At 35.8% G+C, this 23,485-nt stretch carries 26 protein-coding genes; 9 read left to right on the top strand and 17 right to left on the bottom strand.

What is annotated here, in order from left to right:
* Positions 1-45 precede the first annotated feature (45 nt).
* From ABZC13_RS05620 to ABZC13_RS05570, 11 genes are read right to left on the bottom strand one after another with little or no spacing between them, the layout of a single operon-like run.
* Positions 46-1,041 carry an aminotransferase class I/II-fold pyridoxal phosphate-dependent enzyme gene (locus tag ABZC13_RS05620; protein ID WP_373001193.1) on the bottom strand — a complete coding sequence of 332 codons (996 nt, stop codon included), beginning with the start codon at positions 1,039-1,041 and terminating at the stop codon, positions 46-48.
* Positions 1,038-1,853, bottom strand: a complete 816-nt coding sequence (locus tag ABZC13_RS05615; RefSeq protein WP_373001191.1) for a phosphotransferase — start codon at positions 1,851-1,853, stop codon at positions 1,038-1,040. Before ABZC13_RS05615 ends, ABZC13_RS05620 begins: the two co-directional genes overlap by 4 nt.
* Positions 1,826-2,458, bottom strand: coding sequence for a 5,6-dimethylbenzimidazole synthase (gene bluB, locus ABZC13_RS05610; protein ID WP_373001189.1), 633 nt, complete (start codon positions 2,456-2,458; stop codon positions 1,826-1,828). The genes ABZC13_RS05615 and bluB overlap by 28 nt, the downstream gene beginning before the upstream one ends.
* Positions 2,455-3,420 (bottom strand): FecCD family ABC transporter permease, encoded by a 966-nt coding sequence (locus ABZC13_RS05605; RefSeq protein WP_373001187.1) that lies wholly within the window; start codon positions 3,418-3,420, stop codon positions 2,455-2,457. Before ABZC13_RS05605 ends, bluB begins: the two co-directional genes overlap by 4 nt.
* A complete protein-coding gene (locus tag ABZC13_RS05600) occupies positions 3,413-4,144 on the bottom strand; it encodes an ABC transporter ATP-binding protein (protein ID WP_373001185.1) in 732 nt (243 codons plus the stop codon). The genes ABZC13_RS05605 and ABZC13_RS05600 overlap by 8 nt, the downstream gene beginning before the upstream one ends.
* On the bottom strand, positions 4,137-4,700 hold the full coding sequence (locus tag ABZC13_RS05595) for a histidine phosphatase family protein (RefSeq protein ID WP_373001183.1): 564 nt from the start codon (positions 4,698-4,700) through the stop codon (positions 4,137-4,139). The genes ABZC13_RS05600 and ABZC13_RS05595 overlap by 8 nt, the downstream gene beginning before the upstream one ends.
* Positions 4,697-5,419: an adenosylcobinamide-GDP ribazoletransferase gene (locus ABZC13_RS05590; protein ID WP_373001181.1), complete on the bottom strand. Its 723-nt coding sequence runs from the start codon at positions 5,417-5,419 to the stop codon at positions 4,697-4,699. Before ABZC13_RS05590 ends, ABZC13_RS05595 begins: the two co-directional genes overlap by 4 nt.
* Positions 5,416-5,910: a bifunctional adenosylcobinamide kinase/adenosylcobinamide-phosphate guanylyltransferase gene (locus ABZC13_RS05585; protein ID WP_373001179.1), complete on the bottom strand. Its 495-nt coding sequence runs from the start codon at positions 5,908-5,910 to the stop codon at positions 5,416-5,418. Before ABZC13_RS05585 ends, ABZC13_RS05590 begins: the two co-directional genes overlap by 4 nt.
* Positions 5,911-5,925: 15 nt before the next feature.
* Entirely contained in the window at positions 5,926-6,981 is a 1,056-nt protein-coding gene (locus ABZC13_RS05580) for a nicotinate-nucleotide--dimethylbenzimidazole phosphoribosyltransferase (protein ID WP_373001177.1), read from the bottom strand.
* A 3-nt stretch (positions 6,982-6,984) separates the two neighbouring features.
* The gene (locus tag ABZC13_RS05575) at positions 6,985-7,818 is read right to left on the bottom strand and encodes a hemin ABC transporter substrate-binding protein (protein ID WP_373001175.1); all 834 of its coding nucleotides are present in this window, start codon (positions 7,816-7,818) and stop codon (positions 6,985-6,987) included.
* An 8-nt stretch (positions 7,819-7,826) separates the two neighbouring features.
* On the bottom strand, positions 7,827-9,791 hold the full coding sequence (locus ABZC13_RS05570; protein WP_373001173.1) for a TonB-dependent receptor plug domain-containing protein: 1,965 nt from the start codon (positions 9,789-9,791) through the stop codon (positions 7,827-7,829).
* A gap of 339 nt (positions 9,792-10,130) precedes the next feature.
* On the opposite strand from ABZC13_RS05570, the gene ABZC13_RS05565 reads away from it, so the two are divergent.
* Positions 10,131-11,828 carry an EAL domain-containing protein gene (locus tag ABZC13_RS05565; protein ID WP_373001171.1) on the top strand — a complete coding sequence of 566 codons (1,698 nt, stop codon included), beginning with the start codon at positions 10,131-10,133 and terminating at the stop codon, positions 11,826-11,828.
* On the opposite strand, the gene ABZC13_RS05560 is transcribed toward ABZC13_RS05565, so the two are convergent.
* Positions 11,817-13,727 carry a PAS domain S-box protein gene (locus tag ABZC13_RS05560; protein ID WP_373001169.1) on the bottom strand — a complete coding sequence of 637 codons (1,911 nt, stop codon included), beginning with the start codon at positions 13,725-13,727 and terminating at the stop codon, positions 11,817-11,819. The genes ABZC13_RS05565 and ABZC13_RS05560 overlap by 12 nt on opposite strands.
* A 69-nt stretch (positions 13,728-13,796) precedes the next feature.
* Between ABZC13_RS05560 and ABZC13_RS05555 the strand changes: the two genes are divergently transcribed.
* The 8 genes from ABZC13_RS05555 (at position 13,797) to ABZC13_RS05520 (ending at position 20,165) form a co-directional block, all read left to right on the top strand.
* Positions 13,797-15,122 carry an NFACT RNA binding domain-containing protein gene (locus tag ABZC13_RS05555; protein ID WP_373001167.1) on the top strand — a complete coding sequence of 442 codons (1,326 nt, stop codon included), beginning with the start codon at positions 13,797-13,799 and terminating at the stop codon, positions 15,120-15,122.
* A 26-nt stretch (positions 15,123-15,148) separates the two neighbouring features.
* A complete protein-coding gene (locus ABZC13_RS05550) occupies positions 15,149-15,460 on the top strand; it encodes a hypothetical protein (RefSeq protein WP_373001165.1) in 312 nt (103 codons plus the stop codon).
* Positions 15,461-15,488: 28 nt separating this feature from the next.
* Entirely contained in the window at positions 15,489-16,253 is a 765-nt protein-coding gene (locus ABZC13_RS05545; protein WP_373001163.1) for a phosphatidate cytidylyltransferase, read from the top strand.
* A 1-nt stretch (position 16,254) separates the two neighbouring features.
* Complete coding sequence (dxr, locus tag ABZC13_RS05540; RefSeq protein ID WP_373001161.1) at positions 16,255-17,325, top strand: 1-deoxy-D-xylulose-5-phosphate reductoisomerase; 1,071 nt, start codon at positions 16,255-16,257, stop codon at positions 17,323-17,325.
* Positions 17,325-17,459, top strand: coding sequence for a hypothetical protein (locus ABZC13_RS05535; protein ID WP_373001159.1), 135 nt, complete (start codon positions 17,325-17,327; stop codon positions 17,457-17,459). Before dxr ends, ABZC13_RS05535 begins: the two co-directional genes overlap by 1 nt.
* Positions 17,456-18,433 (top strand): tRNA (adenosine(37)-N6)-threonylcarbamoyltransferase complex transferase subunit TsaD, encoded by a 978-nt coding sequence (tsaD, locus tag ABZC13_RS05530; RefSeq protein WP_373001157.1) that lies wholly within the window; start codon positions 17,456-17,458, stop codon positions 18,431-18,433. The genes ABZC13_RS05535 and tsaD overlap by 4 nt, the downstream gene beginning before the upstream one ends.
* Positions 18,434-18,689: 256 nt before the next feature.
* The gene (gene tpx / locus ABZC13_RS05525) at positions 18,690-19,205 is read left to right on the top strand and encodes a thiol peroxidase (protein WP_373001155.1); all 516 of its coding nucleotides are present in this window, start codon (positions 18,690-18,692) and stop codon (positions 19,203-19,205) included.
* Positions 19,206-19,415: 210 nt separating this feature from the next.
* The gene (locus ABZC13_RS05520) at positions 19,416-20,165 is read left to right on the top strand and encodes a TIGR04219 family outer membrane beta-barrel protein (RefSeq protein ID WP_373001153.1); all 750 of its coding nucleotides are present in this window, start codon (positions 19,416-19,418) and stop codon (positions 20,163-20,165) included.
* A 40-nt stretch (positions 20,166-20,205) separates the two neighbouring features.
* Here ABZC13_RS05520 and ABZC13_RS05515 read toward each other — a convergent pair whose 3' ends face one another.
* From ABZC13_RS05515 to ABZC13_RS05495, 5 genes are all read right to left on the bottom strand, one after another.
* The gene (locus ABZC13_RS05515; RefSeq protein WP_373001151.1) at positions 20,206-21,024 is read right to left on the bottom strand and encodes a DUF4405 domain-containing protein; all 819 of its coding nucleotides are present in this window, start codon (positions 21,022-21,024) and stop codon (positions 20,206-20,208) included.
* Entirely contained in the window at positions 21,025-21,351 is a 327-nt protein-coding gene (locus tag ABZC13_RS05510) for a hypothetical protein (RefSeq protein WP_373001150.1), read from the bottom strand.
* Positions 21,352-21,415: 64 nt separating this feature from the next.
* Positions 21,416-22,213 (bottom strand): UDP-N-acetylmuramate dehydrogenase, encoded by a 798-nt coding sequence (locus ABZC13_RS05505; RefSeq protein WP_373001148.1) that lies wholly within the window; start codon positions 22,211-22,213, stop codon positions 21,416-21,418.
* Entirely contained in the window at positions 22,213-22,479 is a 267-nt protein-coding gene (gene fliQ, locus ABZC13_RS05500) for a flagellar biosynthesis protein FliQ (RefSeq protein ID WP_373001146.1), read from the bottom strand. The genes ABZC13_RS05505 and fliQ overlap by 1 nt, the downstream gene beginning before the upstream one ends.
* 4 nt (positions 22,480-22,483) lie before the next feature.
* On the bottom strand, positions 22,484-23,347 hold the full coding sequence (locus ABZC13_RS05495) for a menaquinone biosynthesis family protein (RefSeq protein ID WP_373001144.1): 864 nt from the start codon (positions 23,345-23,347) through the stop codon (positions 22,484-22,486).
* Positions 23,348-23,485: the final 138 nt, after the last annotated feature.

Genomic DNA, 23,485 nt, shown 5'->3' with positions numbered 1-23,485 from the left:
TATTGTTCAAGTATATCTTTTTTTAAATTAAGTGTTGATATCTTGTTAGTGGAAACTCTTCAAAGCCTCTGTTAGTTTGTTATGAGCGTTAGAGTCTTTGACTGCGAAGCGTAGATAGTCATTTGTTAAAAAGTCAAAACTTCCGCAAGTCCGTACTAAGATTTTATGATGAAGTAGATGCTCAAATATCTCTTTAGACTTTTTAGATTTCACCATGACGAAGTTGGAGTCACTTTTGTAGATTTTAGAAAACAGTTTAGACTCTTTCAAACTACGAAGAAGTTCTTTTTTATGCCTTTTGTGAAGCTTCCTGCTTTGCTTGTCAAACTTCTTGTCTTGAAGCCTCTCTTTTAAGAACTCTGCATCAAAAGAAGAGAGGTTCCACATGGGTGTTTTTAACTTCAAGATATTACTTTTATGAGAGAAAATAGCACCTATTCTTACCCCGCCACAGCTATAAAACTTAGTAAATGATTGGATTATATAGAGTTTATTGTATGAATTAATTTGATTTCTCAAAGATTTGAGATTTTCGAACTCTAAAAACGACTCATCAAGAACAACTGTGCACTTTTGCTTTTTCCAGATGCTAAAAAGCTTAATCAGGTCATAGTGCGAAGCATCTGGAGTAGATGGATTTACAAAGACTACTACAGAGCCTTTCTCCGGTTTTGTGTATAGATTTTTAAAGCGGTTTATTTTGACTATTTTACTCTTGTCTTGCACTGCTTTTTCATATTCTCCGTAGAGTGGAGCGTAAAGGTAGGTCTTCTTTTTTTTGAATGTTTTGAAGAGTTCAAAGATAGCAGAAGTCGCACCGTTATAAAGAGCAATCTGAGACTTTTTTATCTGGTGTTTTTTAGCGATAGATTTTTTCAAAGAGCTGTAATGAGTGTCCGGATACTTAGCTAACATGTTGTTTGTCGGTGTTATGTTAAGAGGAGGATGATAGCTGTTTATGTTTGATGAGAAGTCTATTATCTCATTTGCTTTGCATCCGATCTGCGAAGCATATTTGTAAATGTTTGCACCGTGTTTCATGTTAGCAGTTCTCTCGCTCTCTTTGTGTTTTTATACTCGTGAACTCTTTTTAGTGCGAAGAAGTTAGCTGCCGTTTTCATCTTCTCTATGACCTCTGACTTCTTTAGTTTTCTAGGTGCGTGTTGATTGTAGTTTTTCAAAAAGAGGTTTATGAAGTAGTTGTGATGCCCTCTTGCATCAAAACCGACAAGTGCAACTGCCGCGTCATAAGCAAAAGTTCCGCATGATGAGTCTATAAAATCAATCACCCCAATTTTTTTACCGTTGAAGATAGTATTGTCTTTAAAAATATCTCCATGAATAATAGCATCGTGTTTATGAGTAAAGTTTTTTAAAAACTCAAATCTTTTGTAGTAGCCGAAAAAATTTGCTTTTACATATTTTAGTGACTCTGTTACTTCATCTTCTAAAATTATGTTAGATCTACATTTTCCTTTTGAAGTCTCTTTGTGCATCTTAGCCATAAACCTTGCAAGAGCTTGGATGTGGTAGCTTTTTACATTTATTGGATGTTTGCCTATAAGTTTCTCATAGATGAACCAGCCATATTTACTATCAAGACAGACAGGAACATTTAGTCCTGCTGACTTTAGCTGATTTAAAAGCTGTATATCGAGTTCTATCTTATGCGGTATATCTCGCTCATATCTTTTTAAAATATAGCCGGTTGAGTCTGTGTGAACTATGTATGTAGTGTCGATGATGCCAGAAGATGTAGGCATTAACTTTGTAAAACCGTAAGATGGAAAAATCTCATTTAGCTCTTTTAGAGAGATAGGTGTTTTTACTCCCATGAGTTCATCACTACACATTCGTCAAGTTTTTTCTCTTTTTTCCACTTTAGTGTTTTTAGTTCCGGCTCATTGTAAAACTGATCTACATAACCAAGACAGAGGTAGGCGATGAGTTGAGTATTTTTCGGAGCGTTTAGAGTTTTCAGAACTTTATCTTCATCCAAAATGCTAACCCACCCAATCCCAATGTCCAGAGTTCTAGCCATCAGCCACATGTTTTCAATGGCACAAACAACACTGTACTCACCCATCTTTGACATACTTGTCATACCAAGAGTCGGGTTCTCTGAGCTTTCATATAAAACGGCTATATTTATAGGAGCTTCTTTGATTCCTTCGAGTTTTAGGTTTTTATATATCTCGCTCTCTTTGAAGATCTCTTTTGCTTTTGTGTTTTCGCATATAAAGTTTTGATGTATATCCTCTTTGATATTTTCATCAGTTATAAGAACAAATTTCCAAGGTTGAGAGTAACCCACAGATGGAGCGGAGATGCCGGCTTCTAAGATGAGTTCGAGTTTTTCAGCTTCAATAGCACTGTTTAAAAATCTGTTACCGCGGACATCCCTTCTGCTTTTCATGATGTTTAGCAGAGTTTGTGAGTCTTCTTTTGTAAAACTCATTTTTTGCTCCTAGAGATTATAAGGTATATAAAAAATGGTCCACCGATAAGTGCTGTGACTATCCCGATAGGAAGTTCACTCTGAGTCTGTAGACCTCTTGTAATAGTGTCACAAAGCACTAAGAAAAACCCGCCAAATAGCGCAGTCTTTACTATGCGGTTATTTACAGTAGCAGGGTGAAGTTTTGCAACTATGTGAGGAACTATAAGCCCCACAAACCCGATAGGTCCGCTTATACTAACAAGTGTTCCTATGGCAAAAGATGAGACTATGAGAAGTGTTAGAGTTATTTTTTTTGTGTTTACTCCACGAAGCGTTGCACTCTCATCAGAGATGCCAAGAAGTTGAAGTTCGTAGCGGTATAGGTAGATTGCCAAAAATAGTATAAATGCTATGACACCGACTGTTATGGGATGCATCCAGCCTATGATGGAGAGTGAACCCATTGTAAAGCGCAGAAGCATATCGTTTTGCATCGTATCACCAAGGTAAAAGATAATCATTAGTGCAGAGGTGTAAAAGAGTGATAGTGCGATACCTAAAAGCAGAAGCGACTCAAAGTGAGAGTGCTTTAAAAACTTCGCTAAATAGATGAGCAGTAAAACTGTAAGCATGGCTCCCATAAAACCAAAGATGCTAACAGCAGCGATGCCAAAAACAAGACTTCCAAGTCCTAGTTTTATGGCTATACCTGCTCCTAAAACTGCACCGCTAGAGATTCCCAGAGTGTATGGAGTCATAAGTGCATTTCTAAAGAGTGTCTGAAAAAGCAAACCACTAAGTGCCAAGATGCTACCGGCTGCAAATGCAAACAAAACACGTGGAACTCTTAGGTCGAAAAATATAGAGTGCTGAAGTGTGTCAGGAGTGAAAACTTTGCTAACATCTAAGTCAACTGCACCAATAAACGGAGATGCAAGAAGTACACAAAAGAGTAAAAACCATACGACAAACTTACTCATACTTAACCGCCAGATCTTCAAACTCCACACCGTAAAGCTCTTGCAAAGTAGATGAGTTAAAAAATTCTTCTCTCTCACTAAAATAAGTAGCATTCGAGTCTTTTATGAAAAGAGTCGGTGAGTCTATGAAAGAAGCCAGATGCAGGTCATGAGTGATGAGGATGACTTGATGATAATCCTTTAAGCCCTTTATATGTTGTGCAATTATCTTAGCATTGTGCGGGTCCAGATTGGCGGTAGGCTCATCAAGAATGATGATTTTACTTTGTGCCGCCAGTGCTGATGCGATAAGAGTCAGCTGAGCCTCTCCGGAACTAAGAGAGTTGATGGCGTGCTTGCCCAGATGCGAGATCTTTAAAAACTCCAAAGTATTTTGAGCTATCTTTTTATCTTTGTCTGAGTAGTCCAAAAAGTTCTTTTTGTGAGCAAATCTTCCAAGAAGCACAAACTCTTCTACACTTATGAAAGGATCATAGACTTCAAGTTTTGCAGGGATGTATGAGAGCAGTTTAGCCCTCTCTTTTAAAGAGAGTTCTTTGATATCTTTACCATCGATGCTAATACTTCCCTCATACTCTATGAGGTTACAAAGTGCTTTAGCCAAGGTACTTTTTCCAGAACCGTTTGCCCCAAGGACACTTAGATGACTCTCAAGGTTTAGAGATATATCTGTGAGTATAGTCTTGTCGTCATACTTAACACTTAGAGAGTCTAGGCTAATCATGTATATCCAGCTTATTAGTTTCACTATTATACACTACATACGAAGCGTAAGGCACTGAGATGCCAAAGGCTTCTTCGAGGCTTATGTCTTGTAGGATATGGATAAAAGTTTTGATAACACCACTGTGAGTTACAACTAGTACATTCTCTTTATCAAGTGGTAGTAAAAAGTCTAAAAAGAATCTTTTTAGTCTGAAGTGAAACTCTTCTAGAGCTTCCCCTCCAAGTGCAGCTATCCACTGCTCGAAACCTAAGTAGTTTAGTTTTGTAGTTGAGATAATCTCTTCAAATCCCATACCTTCATAATCACCCCAGCCCTTCTCTCTTAGCTCTTTTGTGTAGATGATTTTATCGCTATCTATAAACTGTTTTATAGTCTCTTTTGTACGTATTAGGTTTGAGCAGAAGATAGCATCAAAGTCAGATGCACTAAAGTGTTTTGCTAGTGCTTTAGCATCTGCATAACCTTTTCGTGAGAGTCCAATATCTATATGACCGTTATAACATCCGATGTATTTTTCTTCGACTTCTCCGTGGCGAACAAGAGTTATTGTCATGAAGCGATGCCAAGCAATATAGCATTTAGCAGGATAAGCTCAGTCACTTCTATAGTAAAGCCGTAGATGTCTCCACTGAAACCGCCGTAACGTCTTATGAAAAAAGTTTTTATAACAAAGAGTACAAAAAGGCTTATAGCAAATAGTCCAAGAGTGGAGATGCTAAGAAGTGCTACATAGATAAGAGCTATGATAACCTGACTTCTTTTTAACTCCTCTTTTGCCAATGCTCCCATACCGTTTTGAGATATGTATGGAAAAAGATAGATAGCTAAAACAGCGTTAAAGCGAGAAAGAAGCAGAACTACAGGTAGAAGATAAAAAGCGTCAAAAACAGCTAAAGATGAAGCTTTAAGTATCAGAAAAGTCACTGTGAATATCATACCCATTCCACCGGTATTTGGATCTTTCATGATCTCTATTGCCCGCTCTTTTGAGACAAATAAACCGTCAATAGTGTCACTCAGACCATCTAGATGCAAAGCTCCTGTGAGTATTACCCAGAGAGCAAATATGATGATTCCAAGATGTAAGTCTGTAATGTGTACTTGTAAAAGTGAGTGTGTTCCCCACAAAATGAGACCTAGTAAAAAACCGACAAGCGGGTAAAACAAAACAGCATAACCGTTTATACCCTTGTTAAAATCGTGAACTTTGAAAAAAGGAATGCTTGTGAGCATAGAGACTGCTAAAGCGAAACCTTTGAAGAAGTTTTTCATTTTATCCTCGTTGAGATGCCGGCGATGGTATGGTAGACTTCATCGCATCCACTTGCTATAAGTTGAGAGAGTTTTCCGCTTGCATCTATGAAGTCACGGGAAAGTTTATTATCAGGAATGATTCCGCTGCCTACATCATTTAGAACAAAGACTATTGTCTGGTTGAGTTCTAAAATATTTTCAAGCTCTTTTTGCATATCTTCGAGGCTAAACTCATGGTAGAACATATTGTTTATCCACATGCTAACACACTCTACTAACACAGGGTTTTTGTTAGCACTTATGGCTTCATATATTTTCAGGGGTTCTTCAAGAGTTACAAAGTTATCGCCTCTATTTATCACGTGAGCATCTATGCGCTCTTTCATCCCGGCATCTACAAACTCGGTTGTAGCAAGATATGTAGGTCTTACTACAGAGTTTTTGAGTATGTAGTCCTGAGCGTTTATGGATTTACCACTTTTGATACCGCCGATGAATAGAGTCTTCATAAAAACCGCTCCTCTTTACATATTGTATATCAGAAGCTCAATAGCATCTAAGAGTTCTTTGTTTGTAGCACCGTTTGTATTGGCATAGGCAAGTGCCGCTCCTGCTCCAACACCCTCTTTAGCTTCACCTTCATCATAAAGTTTGAGTACCGGTATCTCTGCCTCTGCAAATGAGAAACTAGTATGAACAGCGTGAGGAGTGTAGCTGAGAAGTGAGAGTATATGTTTTAAATCTGAGTTGTTGTCATTGGCTACCCACGAAGTAGTTGCAAGTGTGATGTTGTCGTTTTTTATTCTCATAAGAACATCTTCTTTTAACTTGTCTGCCACTAAAAGACATGCAGCCATCTGTGTACCGCCTGCTAAAACTACATGAAATCTTCTTGAAGCTTCCAGAAGAAAACCTGCACAAAAGATAAGCATATTGTCACTGACAAGAGAGAGCTTTTCAAAGTTAGTCATATCTTCATCTAAGAGAGAAAGTGCTTCGTTTATAGTCTTTTCTTTAATAGAATCTGGTGAGTTTAAAAAGCTCGAAGAGAAATCATTTCTACAGTCATACCCTAAGGCTAATGCTGTGGTGGTAGCGGTAGTAGTTCCGCCAGGAGTACTCTCTGCTAATATGAGATAGTTTCCTTTTAGTTCATAACTTTTTCCGGCAATCATTCCTTTCTCAAACACAGCTCTCGCATCTATATTCGCACCCGTTGCAACAGAACCTGACGGCTCTATCATAAAGCTTTGCAATGGAGTGTGTTGCGGGATGGCATCTAGACCAAGGTTTAAAACTTCGATGTTTGAGTATGGAGTTACATTGTGCGCAGCTCTTGTTATGAGTGCCGGAGTAGGAACACCTTTTGGAGTCTCTGCAAGTTCGGGCATGGAGAATACTTTTTCATTTGTTATAAACTCAGCGTCGAGAGTCGGAGTAAGAGGAATCTTACCGGGGATTCCAGCTTGTGTAATACCATCTATCTCACATGTGCGAGTTACAGAAGCAGCTAACAAAAAGTCTGCTTTTCCCCCAGGAAGTGAGTCTATCTGATTTGTGAATATATTTAGAGTTTTCATATTTTAACGTCCTGCGTTATAGTTTTTGTTCATCTCGTTTGAGAGTATTTTGATAGTTAGTGCTACACGGTGAGATGGAATGTGTAGGTAATCTTCATCGACAATGGATATGTTTTTGTTTCTTGAAGCATTTGTAGGTATAGAGTACCAAGCCTTAAGAGCTTTTTTTACATCTACATTTGGTTCTGTCGCATGTGAATGAAGAATGATTATCTGGTCAGGGTTTAAAGCTATGATGTTTTCATAGTTCAAAACGGGTTGGCTTGTCGAATCCGCACTATAAGCGTTAGTGTTTCCGCTAAGTTTGATGATATCTTCAAAAAAGATATCATGACCTGCGATGTATGTAGATGAGCGAAGATCTTCTCTTAGTCCGTAGACTATCATAACACTGTGAGGAGTTTCGTTTTTTGAAGCTCTATTTGTTGCATCTTCTATATCTTGTATAAGTTTATTAGCCATTTTTGAGTCTATCTCAGATGCCAGTATATTGATTGATCTTTTGATATTTTCTATAGTATTTAGGTTTAGCATCAATGTCTTGATTTTAAAATATTTTAGTTTGTCTAAAGTGCTTTGGCTGAAATCTTGACCAACTACCAAAGTAGGTGAAAGGGCCAATATCTTTTCCACGTTTGGATTTCTGTAACCTCCGACTACGGGAAGCTCAAGAGCTTTTTCAGGATGCAAAGAATATGAAGAAGTCCCTACAAGAGAGTCTCCTTTATCAAGTGCATAAACTATCTCCGTTAGAGATGGGCTAAGAGAGATAATTCTCTCATTAGCCCCAAGCGAGAGTGTAACAAGAAGGATGAATGAAAATATTCTGATACTCATGAAACCCTCTAGAATTTTAGTTTAAGCCCTGCAATAGCCGTAGTTGTAAAGTTTACTGGATAGATGCTGTCATCTTTTATCCATAAACCGTTTGACTGGTTGAATATATTGTTTATTTTAGCGAAAACTTCCCAAGTTTTTTTCGCATAAGTTACAGAGATATCCGTACTCATGTAAGGGTCTTGTTTTTGAGAGAAGTTGTTGTTAAAGTCATTTGCTGCGTAAGCCTCTGAACGATAAATCTGAGTTAGAGAAACAGTAGTGAATTCATTTGGAGTATATCCAAGAGTTGCTTTTACATTATGGTCTGAAACACCTGGAAGTTTGTTTCCTGCATAGTCTTCACCATTACGACCTTTTTCTTCATCTATAATAGCTTGTACATAGTTATAGTTTAGCACTATATTAAACTCATTATTAATTAAAAATTTATCATATATATCTAGACCATACTTATGTGATTTATCAATATTTGTGTTTACAGACAGAGAAGGAGCAGGCCAAACACTTACTGGATCCTTGTAGTAATAAATTTCATTTTTCAAATCAATATAATAAGTAGAAATTTTAAGTTTATTTGTCTTTGTTATATAGTTGAATCCAAGGTTAAAGTTGTTTGACTCCATAGGCTTTATAAAGTCATTAAATACACCACCACTAAAAAATCTATCAATATCTGGAGCTTGATAACCATGAGAATAGTTTGTAAAAATTGATGTCTTATCATTTACTACATAGTTATATCCAAGCTCTGCACCATGAAGAACATTATCATCTTTTGATGTTTTTGTTGCATCAGAATAAGTGTAAGAAACTTTTTCATATCTATAACCAGCTTTTATAGAATGTTTACCAAAGTTGTAATCACTCATGATAAATCCAGCTAAATTATTTTTATCTGTTTTGTTTCCTGCTCCATAGATGGTAGAACCTGAATCTCTGTTTCCGTTAAATCCATCAGTTCCTAAAATAAGAGAAAAAGATTTAGAGTCATATTTTAGATTGGCTTTAAAAGAGTTGTATGTATAGTTTGCTGTACTTTCATAAGCACTTCCTAAACTGTCATAGAATGATTTTTTTCTTTCAGCGTTTCCATCGATATTAATTGACAAGTTGTCATTTATATCATATTTTATTCCAGCAGTAAATACATTAGTATCATACTTTTGATTTTTTGCGCCTCCTGAACCTTGTTGTGAAGGGTCTTCTTTATATTCATCTTCAGTTAAGCTACCTCCATAGATAAGGTCAGTTTTGGAAAATGAAGCACTTGCTTTTAACTCTAACGAGTCTGTAGCAAAGTATGAAAGATTTAAACTTCCTGTTGAGAACTTATTTTCATCTTTGTTACCTGAAGTATCTATATCTCTCATCCCGGCATTTTTTTGTGCTTCACCACTTGCAGAGATAGATAGTTTTTCATCTTTATGACCTAGATAAAAGGAAGCATCTGCCGCACCGTGAGTTCCTAGATAAAAAGATACTTCTTTGTCGTTATTTTCTTTAGTTGTGATGTTTATAACACCAGCATTTGCTCCGTCACCGCCTACAACAATACCGCTAGACTTGATGATCTCTATCTTTTTAACAGATGATGGAGATATAGAAGATAACATTGCCGGAACCATATCTACATTGTTCATCTTGCGCCCGTTGATAGTCACTACTATATTTTGATAACCATCGTTTCCAAAACCTCTCATATCTATCTTTTGGTTAAATGGATTTCCATAACTAGGGGTAGCTATGATAGAAGTTCTAGAATTTAAAAACTCATACATGTTTTGAACGTGAGCTTTTTCTATATCTTCTTGTGTATATATCTCTACGGCATCTGTAGATTTTAACTCATCTGTTTTGATGGCAGTTGATGTGATGCTTAGTGGTTCAAGAACTACTGTTTTTGATTCTGTAGCGTGAAGTTGGCTTAATAAAGCACCTAGTACTAGTGATAGTTTTATAGTTTTTTGCATAGTTGACCTTAATCTTTGTATAGTTTTTTTGTTTTTTGTTTAGTTAAAGATTAAGCTGCGGGTGGTGAGGTGATTTTTATTGTAAGCGGTTTTCCACTCAGAGTTGATGTTGATGCACAAAGCGCCACAACTTTTTGTTGTGATACATGGGCTTGTATTGCTGCTAGTGAGAAGTAATTCTTACCAAAACCTTTAGGCATCATTGTTTCTTATTTGTCTCTTTATGTGAAATGTTTTCCTAATTGTAGTGAAATACCTTTAATTCCTCATGAAAAAGCTATAATGATAAACTTAGTTTTTATAATCTAAAGACACTAAAAATAACAGCAGGTATAAAGTATGAACAAAGAGCATCTCGATAGTTTAATAAAAAGTACTAAAAAGCTAAGTATTCTCTATGTCGAAGATGACAAGATTGCCAGAGACTCTACGCTGAAATTTTTAGAAACATTTTTCTTAAAGATAGATATTGCAGTTGATGGTGAGCAGGCCTATGCGAAAAAACATCTCAAAAAATATGACTTAATCATTACAGATATAAATATGCCAAAGCTCAGCGGTTTAGAGCTTATAGAAAAAATCCGTAGAAATGATGACTCTGTTCCTATTCTTATCCTCTCCGCCTATGATGATAAAGATTATTTTGTTCAAAGTATAAAGTTTGGTGTTGATGGGTATATTTTAAAGCCTATTGAGTTAGAACAGTTTTATACAATCATCTCTAAAATAGTAAAAAGAATAGATCTTGAAAAATCTCTTATAGAGTATCAAAACAATTTAGAAAAAAAAGTAGAAGAGAAGACAAGAGAGCTTAGATACAGATGTTACCATGAGTTCTATACTGACCTGCCAAACTCTCAAAGACTTCAAGTAGATCTACTTGAAGAAGATTTTAGCTACTTACTTCTTTTAGATATGTCTCACTTTTCTACCATCAACAAAGAGTACGGAAAAGTTTTTGCAAATCATGTTTTAGTAAGAACTGCACGTATACTTGAACACCACATACATAAAAAAGCTAAGCTTTATAAAATCGAATCAGATAGGTTTGTTATATTGCTAAAAGATGCTTCCACTGAAGATGTTCATGATTACTGTAAGCAGATAGTGGCATTTTTTGATAATAAAAATGTAAAAGTTGATGATGCTGAGCTCCACATAACATTTAACATCGGTGTTTCAAAAGTTCAAGAAGATGTTACAGAAACTCTTATCAACAGCGAATATGCCCTAGATAAATCTAAAGACCTTGGAAGCAGACACTACGAAATATTTGATGAAGATATAAACTGCTTTAGAGATGAAAAAGAGGCTGTTAGATGGCTAAGAACAACTAGAACATTGATTTTAGAAGATAAAATAGAACCATATTTTCAGCCTATACAAGACACTCAAACAGGTGAAATATTTAAGTATGAAGTACTAGCTCGCGGTGTTTTGGATGATAGAATAATAGCACCTATATTTTTCATACCTCCTGCTGAGAAACTTGGGCTCATCACGTCTATTACTAGGATCATGATCAACAAAAGCTTTGAGTTTTTTCAAGATAAAACACATCAGTTTTCTATAAACATAACAGAGAGAGATCTTCTTGAAAACTATATGGTGGATTTTTTAAATGAGAAGATGATGACCTACAATATAGTTCCATCTAGGGTTACGTTTGAGATACTTGAAAATATCACTCTGATAAAAAATAATGGAAAAATCACCCAGCAACTAAACATACTTAGAGATATGGGATTTAAAATTGCGATAGATGATTTTGGCATCGAAAATTCAAACTTTAGCAGACTCTTGGAGATAAACTTGGACTTTATCAAAATAGATGGAGTATTTATAAAAAATCTAAAAGAAAATGCCAGAAATAGAACGATAACCAGAGCAATTGTAAACCTCTCTAAAACTTTAGGAATTAAGACTATAGCCGAGTTTGTAGAAGATGAAGAAATTTATAATATCATTAAAGAGTGTGGCATTGATTATGCACAAGGATACTACGTAGGTAAGCCTGAAGCTACTTTAATCAGCTAGAGAGAACTTATTTGGATCTATGGTGATTTTAAACCTAGCTCCTTCCTCTGTATTAAAACATTCAAGAGAGCCTAGACAGTGGTTTTCTATAATTGTCTTACTCATATATAAACCAAGACCTGTTCCGCTTTTTTTATCTTTTGTAGAGAAGTAAGGGTCAAATATCTTTGCCATTATCTCCCCATCTATTCCTCTCCCATTATCTAAAACTTCAAAGACAGCATCTGTTCCGCGTCTGTATGTATTTATTTCTATCAGCCCATGACTGATGCCATTTTCTATAATAGCATCTTCGGCATTTTTAATCAGGTTTAAAACTACTTGTTTAAATTCATTTTCATAGATGCAAAATTCATCCTTGAAGTCATTGTGAATACTTAAAAGAGTGTCATGATCTTGAAGAGATGTTTTGACTATTTGAACGGTATCGTCTATTATATTCTCAAACGTAGTCTTTGTAACAACCTTTGAGTCTTTAAAAAAGTTTCTAAAATCATTTATTGTCAAACTAAGATGCTGAGAATATGCTTGAATGTCTTTTATACCAGCAGCAAACACAAGTTGGTCATAATCATCAATGATCATCTTTAACTCTAGTGAAGACGCAGTCGAAGAGATAGCCGCTAAAGGTTGTCTCCACTGATGAGCAATCATACTCAGCATCTCACCCATTTGAGCCATTTTGCTTTGGTTTAGCATATGTTGCTCTTTTTCCTGAGTCTGAGTAATAGCTATAGAAATTTTTTCTTTTAGAGACTTATTTAGACTTTCAAGCTCTTTTTTATTTGTAATATCGTGTCTAATAGAGTTGTATTCTATGATCTTACCCTCAGCATTAAAAACTGGAGATATGATAGCTTCTACCCAGTAAAAACCGCCATCTTTAGTAGAGTTTTTAATCTCTCCTCTCCATATTTTTCCACCCTCTATAGTGTTCCACATATCTCTATAGAGCTCTTTTGACACATCCTCGTGTCTTATGATATTGTGATTTTCTCCTACGAGTTCATCTTTTGAGTAACCGGAGAGTTTACAAAAAAGATCACTTGCATAGATAATATTTCCTTCATAGTCAGTAGTAGAAGCGATAACGTTTTTGTCAAAATCTTTGAGTATGTTTTTTAACTTCTCTTGGAGTTCATCATTTGCATCAAGTAGTTCTTTTTCCCTTTTCATAGAAACATAACTTATGTATAAGAATAAGAATAGACCGATTATGGAGATAAGGATTACTATATTGTTTCTGGCATCAAGATTTGAAGCTAGGATTTCTTCAAGTGGAGTTATAACTTCTAATACACCTCTTTTATCTCCTACTTTCCATTTGTCACTTAACCATGTTTTCTCCGGATGCGAGTTGTGACAATCTACACAAGTTTGGTTTGTCATAATATCTGTTATAGCAACTCTCAATACAGGTTTGTTATCTATAAAATCTTTTTTTATATAGATGCCGTCATCTCTACTTCGTGTATATTTAACTGCTTCTTTTTGGAAAGTGCTCAATTTTCTATCTTTTTTAAAGGCAAAAGGGTTGTCGCTGTAGAGTCTGTATGTAACCCCGCTATTGTCACTGAATATACGACTTAGATCATGAATGGTGGTTGAAGGAAGCGGAAGAACTCCATCTACGCCTTCATGTTTATATGAGAATTTCATATCAGGTGCATACTCTTGAATGTCTTTGACAACGGCATCTACGTAGTAAGCACGGGTTAGTTTAATTTGATTTACTGAGATAATAGAGTTCTTTGTAGCCATATCGATAGAGTTTTTTTCTGTAATATAAGGGATATAGAAGAAGAGAGTTAAAAAGACTGTTACAGCTGCAAAAATGATAGGTATAATAATTATGCTAGAACGTATAGTTTCTAGTATGGAATTTATTTTGTTTGTCATTGCCTAGCCTTGAGATGTATTATATAGATGCAGTACTTAAAATTGTTTTATATCTGCTAGAATATGACTATGAAACTCTCACACTTAAAACAAATAAAAAACTATCTAGAAAATTTTCAAAAAATATCAGCAATCTACAGAGTAAGTGACACAATAGTCAAAGTAGCTTTTGATAAAGATGATGAAGTCTTTTTTGAGATGCAACGGTCTAATTCTAAGATTTTCAAATGTGCATCATATGCTCGTTCAAAAGTTTATAATGCACCCTTTGATGTACTTCTCTCAAAGAGATTTAATCGTGCAAATATCTTAAGTGTCGAGCTTATAAATGAAGATAAGATACTCAGGTTTAAAACTTCTGTCAGTTCAGCCTACAAAGAAGAGATAACACTACTGCAGTTTGAGTTTACCGGAAAATATACAAATATAATCATTTTAGATGAAAATGAAATCGTACTCGAAGCTCTTCGTCATGTTGATCTCTTCTCTTCGTTTCGTGAGGTGAGGGTAGGACAAAAACTCCTGAATGTTCCAACTGCCCCTTTTACCGCAAAGGAGTATCCGCTTGAAGATGTAGAGAGATTCTTACACGATGAGTATGCAAAAGATATTGAAGCTAAGCTGGAATCTTTAAAAAAGCAGAAACAATCTCTACTTGGAAAAAAGCTAAAAAAACTGCAAAAGTTATACAACTCACTTGAAGATGAGGAAAAGCTTGAAGCTGAGGTAGAAATGTGTCAGCATCACGGGAATCTGGTTTTAGCAAATATTCATAATATCAGACCATATCAAAAAAGTATAGAGTTAAATGACTATGATGGAACTCCTGTAACTATAGAGTTTCATAAAGATTTCTCTACTCCTGCACAAATGGCGAACTCTCTTTTTACCAGAAGTAAAAAAGCTAAACAAAAAGTCTCACATCTGCATATAGAAAAAGAGTCTCTTAGTTCTAAAATAGAGCATATGAAACTGTTTATGTCTGCTGTACAAGAGGCAAAAGATATAGCAAAAATACAACTTCTATTTCCAAAAAAGCTTCAAGCAAAGAAGATAAAAACGAATGATTCTATAGAGACTTTCTGGATAGAAGGCTATAAAATCCAGCTTGGAAAAAATGAAAAAGGCAATGTAGAAGTTCTTAAAAATGCAAGAGCAAAAGATATTTGGGTGCATATGAAGGATAGACCATCAGCCCATGTAATCATCACAACTGACAAGCAAAATATTCCTATGAATATAATTGAAGGAGCCGGAAGATTGTGTGTTGATTTTACAATCGCTCAAAAAGATAAGTTTTTGGTCGATTATACTCCTAGACGAGAGGTGACTATACAAAATGGTGCAAGTGTGCTCTATAATAAGTACAAAACCATTGAAATAGACACAAGATAGACTGAAAAAACTGGAAGGAGGGTGACATGGCTATCGGAGCAATTGGAAATGCAGTTTTTGTAAATCAGATGACTGCTAATGCGTCCTCTGTGCAAAATGCACATAATAATCGTGTAGATTTTCAAAATATGGTAGCGCAGGCAGCTGCAAATGAAAAAGATGAAAAGGTTTTGGAAGTTCGTCCGACTGAAGAAAACCAAGAAGTAGACCCAGATCGTGAACATCAAAAAAATGAAGCCGATCAAGAGACTGCCAGAAGTGAACATGAAGAGCATGAAGACAAAGAAGAGAAAAAAGCGAGTGAGTTTCCTATACACAAACTAGATATTAAAGTCTGATTTGGTATAATCTTCCAAAAGGAAACTCATGGGATTTTTAAAAGCTCTTAACTCAAGTAAAGAAAGAACTGTTACGGGTCTTGCTCTAGTAGCAGTCGTTTTAATTATAGGTTTTATTGATAATTTTTTTCTAATGTGGGCAGTTCTTGGTGCTGTCTATCTTGTAGCATTTAAAGAAGCGGTAAAGCTTTTTGAGATAGAAAATGACTCTCTTACTATATACGCCTTAGGTATCTGGCTTCTTGCCGGTGTTTACCCTTATGGTGATGATCTTTTTGTTTTAGCCGGTGTTGCTTATGCAAGTGCTGTAGCTTTTAACAAAGAACTTACATGGAACAACTTTTTCCCTTTTATTTACCCAACAGCCGGAATGCTGTTTATATTTACAATGTACCAAGAGTATGGAGTGTTATCTCTCTTGTGGCTTTTAGTTGTTGTAGCAATGACTGATGTCGGTGCATATGCAGTAGGTAAGAGCATCGGTAAAACACCTTTTTGTGAAACTAGCCCAAACAAGACTATGGAAGGTGTTGTAGGCGGTATAGTTGTTGCGACTTTCTCGGGTATGTTTGTAGGTCTTAGTATAGTTGATTTAGGTGTTGCTTTTATCATCTCTTTTATGGTTGCAGTAAGTTCTATTTTTGGTGATCTGTTTGAGAGTTCTCTTAAAAGAGCTGCCGGTGTAAAAGACAGTGGAGATATACTTCCAGGTCACGGTGGTGCACTTGACAGAATAGATGGATACCTATTTGGTGCTATTGTTATGCTTGTACTCCTGAGAGGACTTGTCTAGAGTGGTACTCCTCGGCTCTACAGGTTCTATAGGTGTAAATACACTCGAAGTAGCTAAAAAGTTTAACATAGATGTTGAAGTTTTAGTCTGCGGAAAAAATATAGAACTTTTAAACAAACAGATTTCAGAACACTCTCCTAAAGTCGTTGTCATTGCAGATGCTGGAGACAAACATAAAGTAAATCACTCAAATGTATTTTCAGGCTCAGACGCAATTTTAAAAGTAATCCAAGATTCAGAATCTGAGTTAGTTGTTAATGCTCTTGTGGGTTTTTTAGGTCTTCGTCCAACTCTCACATCTTTGGCATCTGGCAAAAAAGTAGCTCTTGCAAACAAAGAGTCTCTTGTTGCATGTGGAGACTTTATTGATGTCAACAAAATTCAGCCTATAGACAGTGAACACTTCGGTCTTTGGTATTTAATGCAGGACAGACCGGTTGAGAAGATGATAATCACAGCTTCTGGTGGAGCTTTCCGTGATTGGGATATAGCTAGACTTCAAAATGCCACTTTAGCAGACACTCAAAAACATCCAAACTGGTCGATGGGACAAAAGATAACTATAGATAGTGCGACTATGGTAAATAAGATGTTTGAACTTTTAGAAGCTAGATGGCTTTTTGGTGATGGTGAGTATGATGCAATTATAGAGACCAAGTCGCTTATACATGCACTGATAGATTTTAAAGATGGTTCAACTACAGCACATTTTGCTCATGCATCTATGCAGCTTCCAATTGCTTATGCTCTTGATGAAAAGATGAATGAAAATATTTTAGGTCATGTTGATTTGTTAAAAGTAGGCTCTTTAGAATTTCGTGAAATAACAACTGATAGATATCCAGTATGGTCAATTAGAGAAGAATTACTGAAAAATCCAGCTAGAGGTGTTGTGGTAAATGCTGCAAATGAAGTCGCAATAGATAAGTTCATAAATAAAGAGATAGGTTTTATGGATATCAGCAAAACTATTATAGAAGCTTTTGATACCTTTACGCAAATGCCAACAAATATAGATGATGTTTTTGCTCTAGATGCAGAGATACGTGAGAAACTTGGGAGAAAAGCATAATGACTGATCAGATAGATAAAGCTACAAGTGGTGGCGATCTGCTAACTTGGGGCATAATGTTTGGTCTACTTGTAATAGCTGCTATTGGCTTAGCTATTTGGGATAAAAAGTTTCGTGAGGAACAAGAAAAATGATTCTTAGCATAGAAAGTTCATGTGATGATAGTGCTATAGCGATTACAGATATAAAAACAAAAAAACTTCTTTTTCATAAAAAAATATCTCAGGAGTTGGAGCATTCTGTCTATGGTGGAGTTGTTCCTGAGCTTGCAGCTAGACTTCACGCAGAAGCACTGCCAAAGATACTAGCAGAGTGTGAGCCATACTTTAAAGATTTAAAAGCCGTTGCAGTTACATCAACTCCCGGTTTGGCTGTAACGCTTGTAGAAGGTGTGACTATGGCAAAGGCAGTCTCCGTTGCACTTGGCATCCCTCTTATAGGCGTGAATCATCTTGTCGGACATATATACTCTCTTTTTATAGATAAACCTACTAAGTTCCCCATAACGGTTCTTTTAGTATCAGGCGGACATACTCAGGTAATGGAAGTGAAATCCTTAGAGCAGATAGAAACAGTAGCTAAAAGTATGGATGACAGTTTTGGTGAGAGCTTTGACAAAGTTGCCAAGATGATGGGACTCGGTTATCCTGGCGGACCGCTTATTCAAGAGTTGGCAAAAGATGGTGATAGAAAGAAATATAACTTTACTATTCCTCTATCACAGTCACCACTAATAGCTTTCTCATATTCAGGATTAAAAAATGCGGTAAGACTTGCGGTAGAACAAGGTAGCGAAGAGGACTATAAGGATATAGCTGCTTCATTTGAGCATATTGCAACTGCACACCTTACACAGAAACTAAAGAAGTATTTTAAAAATGTACGTCCTAAAACTTTTGCTATTGTTGGTGGAGCTAGTGCTAACCTTTATCTACGCTCACAAATTGAAGAACTCCTAAAACCTCATGGAGCAGATCTACTTCTTAGTGAACTCAAATACTGTTCAGACAATGCAGCGATGATAGGCAGAGTAGCAGTAGAGATGTACGAGAAAGAAATATTTAGTTCTTTAGATGGTTTAGATATCTCTCCCAAAAGTAGTATATAATACTAAACACTAAATAGCGCAGGCTTGTTTAGTTGAGCTAGTCTCTTTTATGCGAATAGTAGGTTAAGACATAGTGAAATCTTAAGTAAAACTTAGATAAAAACACAATTAATCTAAATAAGAGTATTTTTATCCGATTTAACTTATAATTCTCTCGTCCAATTAATAAATCACGAAAACGTGATTAACTTTTTACTCAGAAACCCTGAAGTAATAAAGTAAAAAATAAAACTTTAATAAAATAAAAGGAGCCAAAATGGCAACAGTAACATTCAAAAATGACATCGTGTGTAATTTAGCAGGTAACGAAATCAATGTAGGTGATACAGCACCAGTAACAACAGTAGTAAACTGTGATCCAATGCTTCAAGATGAGCAAATTGGTGGAGAAGGTAAAGTTCAATTAGTAGTAGCAGTACCATCTTTAGATACAGGTGTTTGTGACGCTGAAACAAGAAGATTTAACACTGAAGCAGCATCTTTAGAAGGTGTTGAAGTTATTACTGTTTCTATGGATTTACCATTTGCATCAGCTAGATGGTGTGGAGCAGCTGGAATTGAAAACTTAAAAGTTTGTTCAGACTTCAGAAACAAAGATTTCGCTAACGCTTATGGTGTACTTTTAGCTGACGGTCCTTTAGCTGGTATCACTGCAAGAGTTATTTTTGTAATTGGTAAAGATGGAAAAGTTTCTTATAAGCAAGTTGTTCCAGAAATTACAACTGAGCCTAACTACGAAGAAGCTATCGCTGCTGCAAAAGCTGCACTATAATTAACACTCCTGAGACAATTTAGATAATTTTCAAAAGCTACTTTTCTTCCCCTGTAGTAGCTTTTGGCGCCTATGGTGCCAAAGTGAAGTGAGCCGATAACTCATTTTATTCTTCCTCCTTTTTTAGGGCTTCGGCCCTAATATTTACCCCTTTAAGTTTACCACTAACAGACTCTGATATAATTGTATTAAACAACATTGGAGATTTTAATGAAAAAAATTTTTACAGCCTTGACTTGTGCAGGTCTTATGGCAACAGTAGCTAGTGCAGATATAGCAAGAGTTGAGATGGGAGTTGGTGCTTGGGCACAAAAATCTAGTGGAAAAATTAGCTACACCGATAATGGAGCAAATGGTGCATATACATCGAGTGAAAAAGATGTTTCTCAACTTTATGTATGGGCACTAATAAAACATCCTGTTCCGGTTGTTCCTAATCTTAGATTAGAATATGTAGCTTTAGAAGATAAAGGTACTGCTACTGGTCAGTTTAAAGATTTTAATATAGGCGGCGTTAGTACTACAATGGCTTATGACATGAAGCAGTACGATATTATTCCATACTACAATATCCTAGATAATACAGCATGGATTACTCTTGATCTTGGTTTAGATATTAAAGTGGTTGAAGCAACATATAATGCAGCTCCACAAACTCCGTTTACAGGTTATAATGGCAGTGAAACAATAGCTCTACCTCTTCTTTATATTAGAGGTCGTGTTGAGATTCCCGCAACAAATATTGGTATTGAAGCAGATGTGAAATATGTGACATACAGTTCTAGTACAGTTTACGATGCTCGTGCAAAAATTGATTATACTTTGGATTTTATACCTGTGATTCAGCCGGCAATTGAAGTTGGTTACAGAGTTCAAAAAATTGATCTTGCAGATGATAGTTCTTTAAAAGTAGATCTTGAATTTTCAGGCGTTTACGCTGGCTTAATGCTTCGTTTCTAGAAAGAATTGCTAGATTAAGGGGCTATAAAAAGCCTCTTAATTATAGTGTTCTCAATTTTTCGTAGAGTTGATATGGAGTTATTTCAAGTTCAGTGGCTGCCTCTTTCATTCTTGTATCAGCTGAAGCTTTAACCCCCTTTTTCTCTAAAAACTTTATAGACTTCTCAAGACTTATTTTATTCATCCCAGCCAGTTCATCAAGAGTTCTTCGTCCTAAAAAATCAACCTTGTCATCACTTTTTGAACTCAGCTTAGGTTTTATAATATCATAGATAACTTTTGAAGCAATACCATTTTGTTTTGAAATATCCAGTAGTGTCTGTTTTGATGACTCCACGTTGATATTATTTGCTTTTAAAAGTTCCAGCGCTTTTTGTGCGTCTACACCTATACGTTTAGAAAAAGATTGTAAAGATGACTCTTCTGCATGACCATAAGGTGGTGAGCCATACTCTCTCTCCCAGTAAGACTTGATGTTATCATTTAGATCTAACACGCTTTGAAATGGCTGGATGCCACCTAGTGTCCCTGCAACAAAAAGTATATTCAAACCAAGAGCGATTAAGAGTTCTTTTTTAAAGATAGTAATCTTCTTTGTGTTATCTTTTATATAGCTGATAAGCGGCTTCCAGTTATAGTAGATATGCCAAGTAGTCACTACTAAGAAAAGAATCATAGAAGTTATGTGAATATCACCATATTGAGTCTTAGTTAGCCCAAACATTTGCCAGTTCGCCCAGTAAGCAATCTTACCCTTTGGGACAATATATAGCATTAACCCTGTGACACTCATTACAAGAAATGAAAAAGCGAGTGTTAAAGAGATAATCTTTTTCATAACGATTTTGTCAGTGTCCATTTAACGGTTCCTCCCTTGTCCTCTACCCATACCTTGTCCACGTCCACCTCTGCGATTGGCCTGATGAGTTTTAAACTCTTGATTGTCAATATTCCCATCTCCATTTGCATCTATGTCTGTAAACTGAGGTGCGTTATCAGCATTACGCATCATCCTGCCAGTTTTGGCTTGTTCTTCCATACGTTTTTGCTGAGTATATTTAAACTCTTTTTGAGTTATTTTTCCATTACCATCTTTATCAAAGTCTGAATATGATGGCATCGCATTACCTTGCCCTAGAGCTAAGGTTCCCGTAATTATTAGTATTACAACTAGTAAAGTTTTCATCTTGAACTCCTTTTGTTGTCTATAGTTAAATTATACGATTACTGTATTAACGTAATCTTAACGTCTAGTGGTTCATATATCTTTTATCTAAAATCATCACTTCACATTCAAGGAAGATGCCAAACTTATCTAAAACATTTTTTTGAGCTTCTTTTATAAGAGTGATAGCATCTTCAAAAACTCCATTGCCACAGTTGACTAAAAAGTTTGCATGTTCACTGCTAAACTCCATGCCGCCTACACGTTTTGCTTTTAGTCCAACAGCCTCTATAAGTCTGCCGGCATAGTCACCTTGAGGGTTCTTAAAACAACTTCCGGCACTTGGTGTGCTTGGTTGGTTTGAACGCATCTTTTTGAAAAGTTCAACTTTCTCTTCATCAAAACCATACTCAAGAGTAAAGGTAGCATCTAAAATCGGATCTTTAATATCTGTAAATCTATACCCAAAGCTTATATTGTTCTTGTTCAATATGCCTTTTGTTGTAGAGATTCTAATGAGGTTATTAAATATTTCATACTCTTTAAGTCCGGCATTCATATAGACTAAGCCACCAAGAGTTCCCGGTAGATGCGAGACAAACTCAAAGTTTGCTATATTGTGCTTTTTACAAAAGGAGGCTATCTTTCCTGATGGAGTTGCAGCCCCGATTTTAAGACTGTTATCTTCTATCTTAATATAGTCATATTTTTTTGAGAGTTTCATTAGTTTTGGAGGTTGTGTCCCCATAAGAATATTGTTGCAAGAACCTATAAGATAGTAATCAGAAGTGAAGTCGTCTGGATCTTCTAAAAGAAAAACTTCAAGAGTATCTCCAATATTTATGGAAGAGAATTTTGAAAAGTCTATTTTTTTTGTTTTCATCACTCTATAAATTCTGGCATCATATTGAAGACGTTTGTTGCGAAATCTATCATAGAATTTAGCATCCAAGGCATAGTAAGAATTATAACTATAACAACACCGAGGATTTTAGGAATAAATGAAAGAGTCATCTCATTAATCTGTGTAGTTGCCTGAAAAATACTAACAGCTAAACCTAAAAACATACCTGTTAAAAGACCAGGCAGTGCCAATAAAAGAGCGATTTTAAATGTTTCAACTCCAAGGGCTATTAGTTTGGCTTCCATAATGTTATGAGTTCCTGATCTCTTCGTATTCAGTGGGAATCATATAGTCTTCTACCTTAACCGGCGAGTCATAGAAACCGTGTTTATAGCCAAGTTCAAATAGTTTATCAATTGCTTTGTATTGAATGTCACTGAGTGTTATCGATTCATCATTTGCATAAAGTTCCAAGTACTTATCAAGCGTTGGTGCATCTATACGTACAAGGTCTCTCTCAATTAACATTTTAGATAGTCTATCTTTATGATCTCTTGCGACTTGTACAGCTTTTGTTAGAGTTCTTTCGTAATCTATAGCTTTGTTTAGTGGGAGTGAACGACGAATCGCCATGCCTCCAAGAGGTAGAGGAAGTTCATCTCCTGCTAACTCTTGCCAAATATCCCACATCTCTCGTTCAACTTCAAGCTTACTGTCATAAGTTAAAATGCTCTCATGAATCAGAACACCTGCATCTACAACACCGTCAAGCACAGCCTGCTCAATCTCTAAAAAGTTCATATAAGTAACTCTTGCATCCGGATAAGCTATGCGAAACAGCATTGCATTTGTAGTATGTTTTCCACTAAGTGCAACTTTAAAATTTCTCTTTAGCTTCGCATCTTTTTTCTTAATGAGTTTAGGACCATAACCTTCACCAAAGCTAACAGCAGTTCTAAGTGGTGCGTACTCTTCTTTTATATGCGGATAGAGTGCAAAACTAATAGCAACAATGTCATAAACACCGTTTAGAGCGTCTTCATTTAATGTCTGTATATCTTTAGCAATATTATCAAATAGGGTGTTTTTCATATCTACCCAACCGAATTTGATGGCATAATACATGAAGATATCATCAGCATCTGGGGAGTGTGCAATTAAAGTTCTTTTCATAAAGAAGATTTTAGCCAAAAAGGGATAAAATCTCACTAATTTATATATAGAATATTTAATAGAAAATATATTTACTGCAAAAATATGTCAATTTGCCATATTATTTATAAAGCATCTAAAATTTACATATAATTACTC

It is taken from the genome of Sulfurimonas sp., from assembly GCF_041563035.1.
Lineage (GTDB): Bacteria > Campylobacterota > Campylobacteria > Campylobacterales > Sulfurimonadaceae > Sulfurimonas.
The sequence above is the reverse complement of the archived record's forward strand: the minus strand, read 5'-3'. Positions and strand labels throughout refer to the sequence as shown.